The sequence below is a fragment of the Veillonella parvula genome, assembly GCF_036456085.1.
GTDB classification, from domain to species: domain Bacteria; phylum Bacillota; class Negativicutes; order Veillonellales; family Veillonellaceae; genus Veillonella; species Veillonella parvula_E.
In genome coordinates this window covers 1,484,828-1,500,568 of sequence record NZ_CP138632.1, presented here as the reverse complement: position 1 = coordinate 1,500,568, position 15,741 = coordinate 1,484,828, and the positions used below count along the sequence as shown (strand labels likewise).

The following is a 15,741-nucleotide window of genomic DNA, read 5'->3' as shown; positions in this document are numbered from 1 at the left end:
TATGCGTAATTGAGTAAGTTAGGATCAAGTGATGATGAAAACCAAACCAGTGGCAACCACCCTGTTGGTTGTCATGGCTATTATATTTTTAATTTCATATCCGCAGCGACATGATACATTTTGGGCCTTTATCATGCATATCTCTGGGGCAGCTATGATAGGTGGCCTCGCGGACTGGTATGCAGTAACGGCTCTCTTTACGAAGCCTTTAGGCATTCCTTTCAAAACGGCAATCTTGCCGCGCAGTAAGGAACGATTAATTCAGATAGGCCGCACTATGCTCAGCGAAGAGCTATTGCGCGTGCCACAGATGTATTATGCTATCAAAAAAGAACGCGTTATGGTCCGTATCGTTGAATACGGCATGAGCGATGTGGGACAAGTTCAAATTCGAAATCTCTTGTACGGTGTGGGCAATCAAGTTTTATCTCATATGGATATTGAACCGATGCGCCAAGAGATTAATAAGGCTATTTATAAGGGGGTTACAAACTGGAAAGCAACACCCCTCGTTATTCTCTTTGGCCGTTGTATGCTAGAACGTCACACAGCAAGCGTGTTTTGGCTTTATTTTAACCGCACATGTCAGCGTGTTATCGCATCAAATCAGGTATATCCCTATTTGTATCGCGTCATGCTAGACATTATGAAAACTTATACAAAGGATTCTTTCTTTCGTGAATTGGCCATCGCCTTTGGCGGAGATGGACTTTCACCAGAACGATTGGTAGAAACGGTACAGAAAAAAGCCGTTCAATTCTTGAAGGAAAATGAATCTATTGACTCTGCATTGGGGCGCTATGTATGGGGCCAAGCCATTCGCTTTTTCAATAATTTGGAAACTAATACAGAGTGGCAAGCTTTCATCGAAGAACATAAAAATCAGTGGATTAGAATGGTTCTTGAAGAATGGGAAGGCAAACTTATCGATGGGGATACATTGGATTGGAAACGCCTCATGGACATCGTTATGGATCGCTTTAATGTGCTCGGCACCGAAATTTTGTTGAATCCAGACAAGCAGGCGCCGTTTGAGCGGTTCTTCTTGTTGCGTAGTATTCCGTGGTTGCAGAAATTGAACCCCCTCATCGACAGTGTGGTAGGTCAGGAATTATCTCGCTATTCGCCTGATGAAATCACTCAAATTGTTCGTGGCAAAATGTACTATGACCTTCAAATGGTGCGTATTAATGGTTCCCTTATAGGGGCTGTCCTTGGGGGCACCTTATACGGTTTGACCATCATTGTAGAGGGGGTGCTCAAATGATTAGTTATTTGAAATCCCTTACCTTGAAACAGCGTGCTAATGGCATTTTAGGCTTGACTGCCGTATTGTATTGTTTTGCTTTTGTAGGACAATTTTTCTTTGGCTATGAAAGTTGGTATCAACCGTTGTACTGGGCTGTTCAATCTGCCCTCATCGGCAGTGTGGCCGACTGGTTCGCTGTAACAGCATTATTCCGTAAGCCACTAGGTTTCCCATATCATACAGCGCTAATTCCTAGAAATAAAGATCGCCTCATTAATGGCGTTATTAAACTTGTAGAGACGAAGATGCTTACCAAGGAGCGTTGTAAAGTATTATTAAAAAATGTGCAATTTGTGCCATTGTTTGAGAAGTTCTTGTTGTCTCCTGAGGGGCAACGAGCAGCACGCCTTGTGATTCATCAAGGACTACACCTTTTATGGAAATCTCAAACTAATGAAGAATGGGCACAATGGGGGGCAAAACGCATTCGTGGATTGCTTCAACAACATTCTCTCGTGCCCGTTTTGAAACACGTATTACTCGATTTATGTGAGCATAATCGCTATGAAAGCATGGTCGTACAAGTTTTAAACGTGATTCAAGAACGGATTAATCATCCAGCTATGGTTACCTGGCTTACCGCTGTCGTAGCAGAAGAGGCACATAAGAAAAAGCGAAAAGGGTTCTGGTCTGATTTCCTTATTTCTATGTCCGAAGCTACCGATGTAGTAAACTATCAAGAAATGGCAGAGGCTATTGTCCAAGAGGCCTATGCGATGCTGGAAAGCTGGAAACGGCCCAATAGCCCCGAACGAACAGCTTGGTTGCGACAATGGGTAGAACCAATTCGTAATATTGAAGAGAACCATGAAGTCTGCGATGCTCTTAACGAAGCGTGGGAACGCTGGATTCGCGAACAAGACTGGGAATCTGTTATCGAAAACCATTTATGTCCTTATATAGAAGAACTATTGCTTGTAGGGGATGAAAATGGAGAAACTCCGGCTCAGGTTTTAGTTAATATTGCTCTTGAGTTATGGAATGTTTACGGTCAATCAGAAGATCTTAGAAATCGTATTGAAAAAACCTTACACGATATTGGCGACTATGTACTTGAACAAGGGTATGACCTTATTGAAACTATCATACGTCAAGTATTAGGTGGCCTCAGTACAGATAAATTTATTTACTTTATTGAATCTAAGGTGGAGGACGATCTCAGCTGGATCCGCATTAATGGTGCTATCGTTGGTGCTGTAGCGGGTCTGCTTGTATGGACCTTCCTAGAATATGTATATATGCCGTTTTGGCAACAATTTGTAGGCTAAAGTTAATTATCTATAATAAGTTGCTTTAAAATTAAATACACAAAAACTAGCATATAGAAGGAGCTTCTATATGCTAGTTTTTTATGGTTTAATTAATTCTACATTATGGGCTTTTTGAATTAAAATGGATATAGAAAAGGGACTACCATTGGTCAGTCCCTTTTATGTTATTCTTCCCTTGTATTGTACGGCAATCGCACGGTAAATGTAGTTTTTACTTGTGGTTCACTCGTGGCCGTTACTGTACCATGGTGTAAGTTAATAACTTTATTTACAAAGTATAGGCCTAGGCCGATGCCGTGATTAGACTTTTTATTTCGCGATTGTTCCGTCTGATACATCCGATCCCAAATATGATCCAGAGCTTCAGGTTCGATGCCAATACCATTATCTGTTACGGTAATGACTAAGTCCCTGCCTACTAGTTTAGCCGAAATATCAATAGTAGAGTTTGTAAACTTAATGGCATTGTCCACTAGGTTTGTGATAGCTCGACGTAATGATACTTCGTGAGCATTCATATGTAAATTAGGCTCAATATGAGATGTAATCGTAATCTGTTTATCTGTATTTTCTGTACAGAGTCTTGTATAGTCGTGGACCATATTGGATAACATCAATGATACATTGACAGGTGCAAAGCTTAGACCTTGTGCATTTTCAAGGCGGGCTACATCAAGCAGTTGGCTTACGAGGTTAGTCATGAACTTAGCTTGCTCTAAGATATGTGTTAAACCTTCCCGTAGATCTGCTTCTGTACGACCGTATTTTAGAGCAAATTCACTTTCTGCTTTAATAACGGCAATTGGTGTATGTAGCTCGTGAGATACGTCAGAACTAAACTGTCTTTCACGATTGGAAGAATCCTCAAGACCTGAAATCATACGGTTAAATGTTGTAGTTAGTTCGTAGATTTCATCTCTCGCTGTGCGAGCCGGAATGTCGATACGACGGCTCAAGTCGTTGTTCTTACCGATGACTTTAGCTGTTTTCGTCAAAGTTCGGACCGGTTTAAGTCCTTTTTTGATGAAAAGATAACCGCCTAGGGAGGAAATTAGTAAGAAAATGATATTCCCTAACAGTAAGCTGTATAAAAGGTTTTCCGTCTTTTTAGAGGCTGTTTTTACTTTTGTAACAGCACGCAAAATACCACGATAGTTCGGTTCGTTGACCGGAGTATCGTAGTAGTAGAAGGTATCATCACCAGCAGCAATTTCACCAACTTGGCCTAAGGAAAGGATTGTTTGGTTTGGAAACCCATCTGGCAAGGCGCCTTTAATAATATAGCCATCTTGAGTTGATACAAAGAAGAATGTATTATCTTGGTACGGTTTAAACTTGCGGATATCCGTAGCCATAATCATCGCTTGTTGTTGTAAGCGTTCGCGCACTTCTTTGTTATCGGATTCATGTGTATATGCGTAAATCCATGCGGATGCAACCATCAAAATGATAAGCAAAAAGATGGTATACCAAGACATAATTTTAAAGGTTAGGGGCAGCCGATTAAATAAATCGGTGGCTGCCCCAGACATGGTATCTAGATCTCGGTGAGGATCATTAGTTTTCTGTTTTGAGGACATACCCTACTCCACGAACCGTTTGAATGAGTTTTACATTCTCATCAGTATCAATTTTCTTGCGCAAATCTTTAATGTATACGTCGATAAGGTTAGAGTAGCTTTCATAATCGTATTCCCAAACATGGTCAAGGATTTGTTGACGAGATAATACGATATTTTCGTTACTTGCTAAATAGAATAATAGGTCGAATTCTTTTGCAGTCAATGTAATTGTTTCGCCGTCGCGTTTAACAGTACGTTGAGGAACATTGATGGTAAGTGGACCTACATGGATATCGTTTTGTGCATGACGCGCATTACGACGAGCCAATGCATAAATACGAGCGGTTAACTCTTCAAGATCGAAAGGCTTTACAAGATAATCATCTGCACCAGTGTTAAGGCCTGTAACTTTATCTTGTAAGGAATCCTTTGCTGTTAAAAGCAATACAGGTGTTGTATTACCGTCGTTACGCATTTGTGCAAGAGCACTGATACCATCGAGGATTGGCATCATAATATCCATTACGATAACGTCATAGCTAGATGTGTTAACGTAATCGATCGCTTGTTGCCCATTGAAGCATGTATCAACTGTCATATTTTCTGCACGTAAATATTTAGCCGTGATACCATTCAGCATTTCTTCGTCTTCTACAAGTAAAATTTTCATTCTCTGTTCTCCTTATGTATGATTTAAAAATATAGCTCTCCAACTACATTAATTATAGTCATTATATATATATAAACTTTCTTTTTTTGAAAGCCACAACACCATATAAGGTGACTATATATATAATATTATATAACTTATTTATCTATTATCATACCTTATACAATAGTAATGAGCAAAAGATGAATGTACATGCGAGTTTACAAGACTTTTCTTCATTTTTGAAAGCCTTAAAAATGGTGAAAGACTGAAACTTAATGAATTCTGCTAATGAATAAAATCTAACTATATCGAAGATTGCCGTATGCGCATAGATGAGGGTGATTTTATCGATTTTAGATGATGTGCGATAAATCACTAAAAAAACTTATGATAATTATTATCACAGAAATAAATGCTTGTTATGAACGGAGAAATACGATAATTTTCGATGATTAAATTCGAGGTAGATTTAGTAGGAATTTAATGGATATTAATTATTAGGAATGGTTAGCAATAATTAAAAAGCTAGTGTTTATGCGAATTCTATAGATACCAAAGGAAATAAAAACATAGAAAAATTTCGGAACCGAACTACTTTCGTAAAATCCTTAACTTCTTGTAAAAATTATTCATATAGGTAATTTTTTGACTCCTCTTTTTACCTTAAAAATGCTAAGTGAAATAAATTATCAATTAGATTAATCAAAATTAATTATGCATAATAGGGTTTAGACATGACCTGAAATGCTCTCTATAATTATAGGTAAAGAAATAAGAAAAATCGCATAAGTATGGGGTTTTTCTTGAAAGAAAAATGATTAGGTTATCAAAAATTTTTATAAGTTTTTGAAATGAGATAGTCTAACAGGTTTCTTATTAATAGGTAGTTATGAGGAGGTCATTATGGAACAGTTTGATGTTCTAGTAGTAGGTAGCGGTGGCGCCGGCATGCGTGCGGCTCTTGAAGTAGGTCGTCGCAAAGGCTTAAAAGTAGCTCTTATTACTAAAATTTTCCCAACTCGCTCTGCAACAGCAATGGCGCAAGGCGGTGTAAATGCATGTTTGAACAACGTTGCAGCTGAAGATACAGTTGAAACTCATACTTTCGATACTGTAAAAGGTTCTGACTATCTTGGCGACCAAGATGCAATCGAATTCTTCTGCTCTCGTTGTCCAGAAGGCGTACTTGAAATGGACCACATGGGTGCTCCATTCTCCCGTACTGAAGAGAATAAAATTGCGCAACGTAACTTCGGTGGTCAATCCTATCCACGTACTTGCTACTCTGCGGATAAAACTGGTCACGTTATTTTGCACACAACTTACGAACAATGCTTGAAAGAAGGCGTACACTTCTTACAAGAATGGTATCTTTTAGATCTTGTTAAATCTGCAGAAGGTCACGTTGGTGGCGCTGTAGTTTGGAACATGAAAGAAGGTCGCGTAGAACAAATTAAAGCGAAAGCTATTATCTTGTCTACTGGTGGTGCAGGCCGTATCTTCTGGACTCGTACTACAAACCCATTCCTTTCCACAGGCGATGGTATGGCAGCAGCATTCCGCGCTGGTAACGGCTTGAAAGATATGGAAATGATCCAATTCCATCCAACTGGTCTTGGTCGTACTGGTATCTTGATGTCCGAAGCGGTTCGTGGTGAAGGTGGTTACCTTCTTAACGCTGAAGGCGAACGTTTCATGAAAAAATATGCGCCTAACAAAATGGAATTGGCATCTCGTGACGTTGTAGCGAAAGCGATCGAAGATGAAATCGCTGCAGGTCGTGGTTTCGGTTCTGGCCTTAACGCATATGTAGTAGCTGACCTTCGTCACTTGGGCCCTGAAGTTATTATCGAAAAACTTCATGGTATCCGCGACTTAGCTATGTGCTTCGAACATTGCGATCCATTGACTCAACCGGTACCTATTCGTCCTACATGTCACTATACAATGGGCGGTATCGACGTAGTGGATTACAAAACTTGTGCATGTGAATTGCCTGGTTTGTTCGCTTCTGGCGAAGCATCTTGTATCTCCATCCACGGTGCGAACCGCTTGGGTGGTAACTCCTTGGCAGACGGTGTAGTATTCGGTAAGGTATCCGGTGCTGGCGCAGCTGATTATGCTGAAACACATGAACAACCTAACGTAGATGCGGAACTTGCTGCAGCTGCAAAAGCTTGGGAAGCTCGTTTCACAGAAGTAACATCCCGTGAAGGCGGTCGTCCGGTTGTAGAAATCCGCGATGCATTGGCTGATGCAATGTGGAATAAAGTAGGTATCTTCCGTAATGAAGAAGGTATTACTGAAGCCTTAAAAGAAATCGAACAATTGATTGAAGATTATAAAACTTGCTATGTAGGTGACCCTGAACGTACTTACAATATGGCATTCGTAAACTATTGTGAAATCGGCTCCATGTTAACAGTAGCAAAAGCTATTGCTATGGGCGCTTTACACCGCCGTGAATCTCGTGGTGCTCATATTCGTGAAGACCATCCTAAACGTAATGATGAAAAATACTTAAAACATTCTTTGATCAAATTAGGTGCTGACGGTCAATACGAATTAACAGAACGCGACGTAGTGTTCACTAAATACGAACCACAAGAAAGGAAGTACTAAGATGAGACAAATCACCTACCATATTCACCGTTACCAACAAGGTCGCGCGTTTGTACAGACTTTCAAATTTGATTACGAACCTGACCGTACAATCCTCTGGGGCCTTCAAAAAATTAAAGATACACAGGATCCAACATTGACATTCTTGGCAGCTTGCCGTTCCGCAGTTTGCGGCGCTTGCTCCATTCGTGTAAACGGCGAAGCGATGCTCGGCTGTGAATCTAAAATCGATGAATTAACAGAACGTTATGGCACAGACGAATTGACAATCGCTCCAATCGGCAACTTCCGTGTTATCCGTGACTTAGTTGTTGACTGGGAATCCAAAGTTGATCGCTTGAAAACAGTTGCTCCTTGGATTTTCCTTAAAGCTGAATTCAACGAAGGCGACAAAATCGTTCGTCAAACTCCGGCAGACTTCAAAAAATTCGTTGCCGGTACAGAATGTATTCTTTGCGGTTGCTGCGCATCCGAATGTAACAAATTGACTGCTCGTGAAGATGATTTCTTGGAACCATATGTATTCACTAAAGCTAACCGTTTCGTATTGGATAGCCGTGATGATGCACCTATGGCTCACATTCAACCTGCATTCGACAACGGTCTTTGGAAATGCGTTCACTGTATGAACTGTATTTCCCGTTGCCCTAAACACTTAAAACCTGCTCAAGATATTTCCAACTTGCGTAAAGAAGCTACAAAAGCTGGTCTTACTAACAGCAAAGGCGTTCGCCATGCAGTTGCTTTCAAAGAGGACCTTTACAAAACTGGTCGCTTGAAAGAAGTTTCTATGAGCTTGAAATCTGATGGTGTTGTTGATTCCGCTAAACAAGCATTCTATGCTTTACGTTTGTGGAAACACAGCAAAATCAATCCATTCGAACTTGTAGTACCTCAAAAACCTGTAAATGGTATTGATGGTGTTCGCAGACTTATGAAAGCAGCTGAGGAGGTAAGCAAATAATGAAATACGCATTTTTCCCAGGTTGCGTTCTTGAAAGCGCTGCCAAAGAAGACTACTTAGCAACAGTTGCTGTAGCTAAAAAATTAGGCATCGAGTTGGAAGAACTTGACGGTTGGACTTGCTGTGGCGCGTCCCACGTTCAAGACATCGCTCCAGAAATTACACTTGCTACAAATGCTCGTAACATTGCATTGGCAGAAGAAAAAGGTTTGAACCTTTTAACTGTATGTAACACTTGTACTTTGATGCTTCGTGAAGCTAAAAATGAACTTGATGCAAACGAAAAAGAAAAGAACGAAGTTAATAAAAAATTAGCTCAAATCGGTAAACAATACCGCGGTACAACTGATATTACTCATTTCTTATGGGTATTGATCCGCGATTACGGTTTGGATAAATTGAAAGCTAAAGTTGTTAAACCTTTAACTGGTTTACGTGTAGCTGAATATTATGGTTGCCATATTCTTCGCCCTCAAACTGAAATGGGCTTCGAAGATTATCAAATGCCTACATCTTTAGCAGATTTAATCTCCGCTATCGGTGCTACACCAATCGACTTCTCCCGTAAACTTGATTGCTGCGGTTTCCATGCTGTATACCCTGCACATGATTCCGTAATGCAAATGACTGGCTCTATCAACAAAGATGCGGCTACAGAAGGCGCAGATTGCGTAGTTACTCCTTGCCCACTTTGCCAAATGCAACTTGATATGTTCCAAAAAGAAGCAAAAGAAGTTGTAGGCGGCGGCAAAGATATGCCAATCTTGCATATGTCCCAATTAGTAGGTCTTGCTCTTGGCATTTCCCCTGCTGAAATGGGCATGCCTAAACGTCACTTAACTGACACTGCAGCAGTGACAAAATTCGTAGGTTAATTCGTTTGATTTAGACATGATCAGAGTTGGTCTATATAGTAGTCTGAATCTAAACCTATTATCATAATTACCAGAAGAACCCCCTAGCTTAGGCTAGGGGGTTTTTCTTTTCTATAAATAGAGCTCCAGTAATGTTAATGGTAATAGTAATAGTAATAGTAATAGATTTGGATTTAAGTGTACTGAAATATTAATCGTGAAATATATATAAACCGATAAATGTAAAATAAATACAGTAAAATACTAACTTTATAAATAAATTTGATTTTGATATCGATTGATAATTGTAGTATAATAAGTACATAAATTGTATACACTTATATGAGTAATAGCTAATATGTTGTAATTCATAAATTATTATAATGCTATACATACTAGACTATACAATATAAATTTGGGAGATATTATATTGGAAATGCTAGTTATTATGCTTTGAGAGGGCGATTAGCATTATAGAGTGTATATACGGGGGAAAATAATGAATGATATGCTATTAGAATATATCGATCGAATGATTGATCAAGAGACAGAACATCGTGTTTTTTCTGTGGATTTTAACAACAAACAGTACTTTGTAAAACAGGATATAAGTAACCATCGCTCTAGTTGGATTAAGCCCGCACCTAGAGCTTCTTTTGATTATGAGTTTTACAAGATTTCTTTTGTGAATACGCAATTACCAGTAGCTCCTGTTATTGCTGGTTTTAGAGAACATTATTTTGTTACAGAAGATTGTGGCAAAACGTTAACATATTATAGCCAATTGCCTGCTCAACATCCAGAGGATGATAGTTTGCAAGATATGTTAAGTCATATTTTTTATATGTTTGGCAAGACATTGGGTCGCTTGCATGATTATGGTTTGAGTCATGGTCGTCCTGCTATGCGCGACATTACATATGAGCCTGAACTAGATAAGATCACATTACTCGATTGGGAGAATACTCGCCGTTGGCCTGAGTTAACACCACAAGGATGGGATTTACTCATCTTTGTTCACAGCTTCTTTCGAGAGGATAATTTACCTATTTCTTATCTATATGCTATGATGAATGGCTATAGCTCAGCCTGTACAGCCCGTGAGACAGTGCTACATATAAAAGACATTTTGCGTAGACATGAATATCTTTTTAAATTCTGTCGTATGTTAAATCCTCTACATTTTGTGGACACTGAAGCCGCTGTTAAAGCATATGACTTTATGTTGGCTTTGAAAACCGAATAATATGTATATGGATAGTACTCGTAGTAAGAGCACTTTATAGACCTTTACCGGTGTTATCTAGATTGATAAGCTTCTAGATAACATTAGGTAGAGGTCTTTTTCTATTTCAATTCATAGTATTACAGTCAGAGTTCAGCTACTTTCACCATAAGTACCTTAAATAACGGTAAGAGGGTTGTCGAATGAGGGCCTCAGGAATATAAGAGGGTGAAAGGAGGTGATACGATGGCCAATATTAAACGCACTAAATTGGTGTTGCGTTTTAACATCGGTACCGAAGATGCGCCGAAGTACAAAGACGTAACCTATACTCGTGTTGCGGAAGAAGCGTCTGACGATCATGTGAAAACCGTTGGTAATGCGCTGGCAGCCTTGTATGACCACAGCTTGTCCGACGTGGTCCGCGTCAATGAAGTATCCTTAGGACATTAAGTGTAGGTTTTCTACCATTTTGTTTTAGGTGATCCAAACACATTTTTAATTGCTGGTTTCGTACATTCTTATATAGTCGTAAAAAGGTGTAGAAATAGCAAGTCCACACATTCCCATCCTTATTGATATGAATCGAAGATAGGCATATTTGTAATTTAACTTGTTTATATAGTCTATTTAGATTCGATGAACTTGTTTATGAAACGTGAAAGGAGGCGCCCACATGGCGGAAAAACGCGTTGTATATCTTACATTTTCTACGGTCGGTGGTAAAAGCACATCAGTCACAATTAGTGCTCCTCGTGCTGGAATTACTTTACAAGATGCTAAAACAGCGGCTAATGCGTTAGTGGCTAACAAAGTCATTCTTGGTGCTGGTGATGCAGAATTAGCAGCATTTACTACGGCTCGTGAAGTAAAGACACAAACTACTGAATTGCAATAGTACTGATTATGTACGATGTGATTTTGTTAGTGGAAATATAATTTAATAAAAAGAGACCTTGATCAAAGCAAGGTCTCTTTTTGCGTTGCAATTGAGACGTAAGTTCAAATTTATTTCAGGTTTATAATTTATAATATCCTTTATAATGACTGGTATTTATATGATGTTGGAAAATATAGTATGATATGGTAGACTTATTAAGTGATTTTAATTATCGTTTTGATGTAACTTGATTTATTTAAAACTAGTTTAGTAGGGGAGAAAATAAGTTTATAGAATTAAGCTGTTAATAAAGGAGGTTTACGATGAAAGAGGCTTGGGAATTATTCTTACATGGTGGATTTGTTATGTGGCCATTACTAGTGGCCCTTATCATTGCCGTAGCTATAGCGATTGAACGTATAGCTTATTATCGACAATTGAAGCGGGAAATGTTTGCTCTGAATGATGCATTAGAAGAGAGCGAAATGAACTGGCAATCCTTATTAACTAGCTTAGAATCTAAATATACAGCTAATATTTCGTATAATCTACCTCGCGTGCTTGGACAGTGTCAGAATCGTAATGTATTGCAATCCAAAATGGAGGATATGGTGGCTCATGTTTATACGCACGCTTCTCGTGGCCTTGATTGGCTCTCTACCATTATTACGATAGCACCATTATTAGGCTTACTTGGTACTGTAACGGGTATGATTGGTGCCTTTCAGGTATTCGGTGCTGACGGTGCGGTACCTACTGCTATTACCGGTGGTGTGGGGGAAGCCCTTGTCGCAACTGCTTCCGGGCTTTGCGTGGCTATTGTAGCATTATGTTTCCATGCTGCATTTACCCATCATGTACGCATGACGATATCTCGTTTAGAAGATTCATTTTCTCGTGTTTTAGATTCTTATGATCGGGGGCATGCTGCATGAAACGAATGAGTCGTATGGAGGGAGAAAAGCCTACTTTAATGGTTATTCCTATGATTGATATCATCTTTTTCTTGCTCGTATTTTTTATGATTAGCACCATATATACAATTCCACAACAATCCTTATCTATTATACTGCCAAAAACGAAAACGCAGCAGTCCGCTGAGTTGCGCCCGGTTTTAATTGATTTTGAAAAATCTGGGCAGCTGATGATAGATGATGGGTATGTGACGAAAGAACAGCTTATTAGCTCTGTGAAAGCCAAGATTGGAGAGAATAAAAATCAAAATTTCCTTATTCGTGCCGATAAGGATTTGAGCTATGGCAAGGTCGTGGAGTTAATGGATGATATGAAAGTAGCCGGCGCTGCAAGTATTAGTATTGCCACTGTTAATAAATAGGTGATGCTATGCTGAAAAAATATGTAGATGTGTGGAAATATCCACATATGACCTATAAAAAAGCCTTTGTTATTGCCACTATTATCAGTATTATTATGGTTGGTGTTGCTTTTATTTCCTTTTCTGATTACATCGAATCTCAAATGATCGGATCTTTGCAAATTAATTTTCTAACGGAACAGGAAGCGGAGAAACAAGTAGAAGAAATTAAAGAGCAGATTAAAGAAGAGAAGGTTCATGAACTTCAATACCAAAAAGAATTGGAAAATAATAAAGTTCAACCTGATAACGGTGGAGCCGGTCACGGAGGACAAAATGGGAACTCTGCTGTTCCTACAAAAAGTGATGTAAGTCCGTCCAGTCAACAAGCGCGTGCTGGTGAAACAGGTACTATTAAACAATCTTCTGTCGGTAGCAATACGGGGAGTGGACTTGTCGGGCCTGAAGGTCCTGGAATTGGGTATGCATCAACAGGAAGTGGAGAAGGGCTTAGCGATCGTGAAGGTACCGGAGGCACTGAAGCAGATGTCGGCGGTGGCGGCGTATTTAGCTATGATGGGTATTGGAGTAATTTACAAAGTGCAATTAATAGTAATTACCCTACAGATGCATACACTATGGGGATTCAAGGTGATGTGACACTAAGGATTTATTTTGCCCCAGGTGGTAGTGTTGCCAGTGTGGAAATTCTTAATTCTGATGACCCTATGTTATCAGAACATGCTAGGGAATATGCTTATAGTGTGGGCGGTGCTGAAAATTCTACAGGTACACAACAATATGCAGATATCACAATTCACTATAATTTATAAGTATAATGAAAAACTAGTATCTTTATGGATACTAGTTTTTTTATATGTATATATATTACTTTGATAACATAAAATAATATTGATAGTTATTCCTGATGAATATATAATTGAGATTAGATATCGTTTTATACTATTAGAGCCCTAATATATTTTCTGGAGGTGTGTGATGAAAAAGTCATGGGCAGCACTATTGTGTGTTGTATGTCTAACGTCTGTTGCAGGTGTGGTAGGTGCAGAAAATAATAGTTCTACAAGTGTAGATAGTGTGAATGAATCTCAAAATACTGTGAGTGATGAGCAGTCAAGACGCATGAAAGATATTACGGTTACGGCTACTCGTACGGAGGCATTAGTTCGCGATGTGCCAATCGCGACAACGATTATTTCACAAGAGGAAATTAAAGATCGCCAATATCGTAATTTAGAGCAAGCCTTACAAAGTGTGCCAGGCGTTGCTTTCAGCACCGATGCCCACGGTGGACAAAATATTACGATGCGTGGTGCCGAATCTCGTCATACATTAATTCTTATTGATGGACGACGTGTTACGGGAGAATTGACGAAAACGAGAGCTAACGCCATGGGCTGGCTTCGCCAAGGCATGGATAATGTGGAACGCATCGAAATAACTCGTGGACCGTCGAGTGCCCTTTATGGTTCTGAGGCGAATGGTGGGGTTATTAATATTATTACAAAGCAATCTAGAAAGCCAAGTGTAGAGGTTAATACTGAAATTTCTCGTCGTGATGCATCGAGTGCGACAGGATATAACTTCAATGTATTGGCTCGTAGTGGGCAAAAAGGAAAGTGGAACGGATCGATTGGTGCAGGTATTCGCAGGAATATAGCGGGTAATAATGATTCTGGCTCGGATAATAATTATCATGGTGACCGAATACCGCTTCATTTTGACGTATCTTATCAAGCGGGAAAAAGGGATAAATTTTCCTTCTTTATAGATCGAGAAACTGAAGACTTGGATATGAATACGAAAAAGGGTAGCGCATTAACTCAATCGGTTGATAAAAATACGACTACTACAAGCACAGGTCTTCGTTGGAATGGCCGTCGCGGTCGGTCATCGCTTATGGTGCAGTCTTACTACAATCATTACAAAGACACTTATGATCAATATAAGCGCACGGGTGGCATAAAAAAACTATCCATTTGGGATGAATATTATAATAAAGAATGGATTACAGACGCACAGGTTAACACGGCAATTGATAAGAAGAATCTCTTGACGTATGGCGTTCAATTCCGTCGTCAAGAAGCGATTAGTACGCGTATTAATAATGGCTCCATAGCATGGTCAAGAACTCGAGAAGGTATTACAGATACCGCGGGTAAGGCAACCATTAATTACGGTAGTTACTTTGTGCAACATCAATGGAAACCTAGTCGTAAATGGGTAATTATTCCTGCTGTTCGCTACGATACGTCAAATGCATTTGATAGCCATTGGTCGCCTAAGATTGGTGTTACCTATAAAGCAAATGATAGTCTTCGCTTTAAAATGAATTATGGTGCAGGCTATTCCACACCTGGTATGACGGAAATGTATCATCATTGGCTTATGGCATCTAATGTGCCGAGAGGACGATTAGGAGCTTTCGATATATATTTGCAAGGTAATCCTAATTTGAAACCTGAAAGCTCATATAACTTTGATTTCTCTGTAGAAAAAGATTGGAAACGGACAAATGTTAAGGCGTCCTATTTCCACAATGTTATTAAAAATTATATTGAAAGCGGTGCTAATCGTATTGATATGGCAAATCGCCGAATTTATGTTTCGTATTCCAATTTACCTCGTGCTGTATTGCAAGGTGTGGAATTATCTGTAAATCATAGACTCAATGATAAATGGGATGTATTCGGCAATTATACATATTTGGATGCGAAAAATGACGTGACCCACGACCGTCTGTTAAACCGTGGTCGCCATGTATTCAGTGGTGGTGTTAATTATCATCAAGGTCGTTGGACTGGTGCGTTCTGGGGTAATTATTACATTAACTACCTTGATGGCATTGATGCTATTGTTGTTAACCCACGTCTCAGCATCCCGAAAAAGAAAAACATTCAAACATGGAACATCATGGTGACTCGTCAGTTGAATGACAATGCATCCATGTATGTAGGGGTTGAAAATATATTTGGTGAAAAACAAGACTTACGAGATATTCATGGCGCCACTTACCGCATGGGCCTTAACCTGCGTATGTAATAGTGAGATATTAATGTGTGTATG

General features: G+C 39.3%; 14 protein-coding genes. 12 read left to right on the top strand and 2 right to left on the bottom strand.

Translation table 11 applies throughout. The annotated features are described in order from the left end of the window. Positions 1–31 precede the first annotated feature (31 nt). Together PK1910_RS07225 and PK1910_RS07220 are read left to right on the top strand one after the other, a co-directional pair. Positions 32–1,267, top strand: coding sequence for a DUF445 family protein (locus PK1910_RS07225; RefSeq protein WP_058948266.1), 1,236 nt, complete (start codon positions 32–34; stop codon positions 1,265–1,267). Next, positions 1,264–2,577 (top strand): DUF445 domain-containing protein, encoded by a 1,314-nt coding sequence (locus tag PK1910_RS07220; RefSeq protein WP_058948265.1) that lies wholly within the window; start codon positions 1,264–1,266, stop codon positions 2,575–2,577. Before PK1910_RS07225 ends, PK1910_RS07220 begins: the two co-directional genes overlap by 4 nt. A gap of 167 nt (positions 2,578–2,744) precedes the next feature. Here PK1910_RS07220 and PK1910_RS07215 read toward each other — a convergent pair whose 3' ends face one another. Next, positions 2,745–4,160, bottom strand: coding sequence for a sensor histidine kinase (locus tag PK1910_RS07215; RefSeq protein WP_058948264.1), 1,416 nt, complete (start codon positions 4,158–4,160; stop codon positions 2,745–2,747). After that, a complete protein-coding gene (locus tag PK1910_RS07210; protein WP_004698139.1) occupies positions 4,138–4,812 on the bottom strand; it encodes a response regulator transcription factor in 675 nt (224 codons plus the stop codon). Before PK1910_RS07210 ends, PK1910_RS07215 begins: the two co-directional genes overlap by 23 nt. An 885-nt stretch (positions 4,813–5,697) precedes the next feature. On the opposite strand from PK1910_RS07210, the gene PK1910_RS07205 reads away from it, so the two are divergent. From PK1910_RS07205 to PK1910_RS07160, 10 genes are all read left to right on the top strand, one after another. Beyond that, the gene (locus tag PK1910_RS07205) at positions 5,698–7,416 is read left to right on the top strand and encodes an FAD-binding protein (protein WP_004694652.1); all 1,719 of its coding nucleotides are present in this window, start codon (positions 5,698–5,700) and stop codon (positions 7,414–7,416) included. Position 7,417: 1 nt separating this feature from the next. Further along, positions 7,418–8,380, top strand: coding sequence for a succinate dehydrogenase/fumarate reductase iron-sulfur subunit (locus PK1910_RS07200; protein ID WP_008714753.1), 963 nt, complete (start codon positions 7,418–7,420; stop codon positions 8,378–8,380). After that, positions 8,380–9,255, top strand: a complete 876-nt coding sequence (locus PK1910_RS07195) for a CoB--CoM heterodisulfide reductase iron-sulfur subunit B family protein (protein ID WP_058948263.1) — start codon at positions 8,380–8,382, stop codon at positions 9,253–9,255. Before PK1910_RS07200 ends, PK1910_RS07195 begins: the two co-directional genes overlap by 1 nt. A 478-nt stretch (positions 9,256–9,733) precedes the next feature. Then, positions 9,734–10,480, top strand: a complete 747-nt coding sequence (locus PK1910_RS07190) for a BUD32 family EKC/KEOPS complex subunit (RefSeq protein ID WP_058948262.1) — start codon at positions 9,734–9,736, stop codon at positions 10,478–10,480. Between the two features lie 225 nt (positions 10,481–10,705). Next, entirely contained in the window at positions 10,706–10,912 is a 207-nt protein-coding gene (locus PK1910_RS07185; RefSeq protein WP_004698290.1) for a DUF1659 domain-containing protein, read from the top strand. A gap of 223 nt (positions 10,913–11,135) precedes the next feature. Then, positions 11,136–11,357, top strand: a complete 222-nt coding sequence (locus PK1910_RS07180) for a DUF2922 domain-containing protein (RefSeq protein ID WP_004694662.1) — start codon at positions 11,136–11,138, stop codon at positions 11,355–11,357. Positions 11,358–11,662: 305 nt separating this feature from the next. Then, entirely contained in the window at positions 11,663–12,274 is a 612-nt protein-coding gene (locus tag PK1910_RS07175) for a MotA/TolQ/ExbB proton channel family protein (protein WP_024061526.1), read from the top strand. Further along, a complete protein-coding gene (locus tag PK1910_RS07170) occupies positions 12,271–12,675 on the top strand; it encodes an ExbD/TolR family protein (RefSeq protein ID WP_024061527.1) in 405 nt (134 codons plus the stop codon). The genes PK1910_RS07175 and PK1910_RS07170 overlap by 4 nt, the downstream gene beginning before the upstream one ends. An 8-nt stretch (positions 12,676–12,683) precedes the next feature. Further along, entirely contained in the window at positions 12,684–13,487 is an 804-nt protein-coding gene (tolA, locus tag PK1910_RS07165) for a cell envelope integrity protein TolA (RefSeq protein WP_058948261.1), read from the top strand. Between the two features lie 166 nt (positions 13,488–13,653). Then, positions 13,654–15,717, top strand: a complete 2,064-nt coding sequence (locus PK1910_RS07160; RefSeq protein WP_058948260.1) for a TonB-dependent receptor plug domain-containing protein — start codon at positions 13,654–13,656, stop codon at positions 15,715–15,717. Positions 15,718–15,741 lie beyond the last annotated feature (24 nt).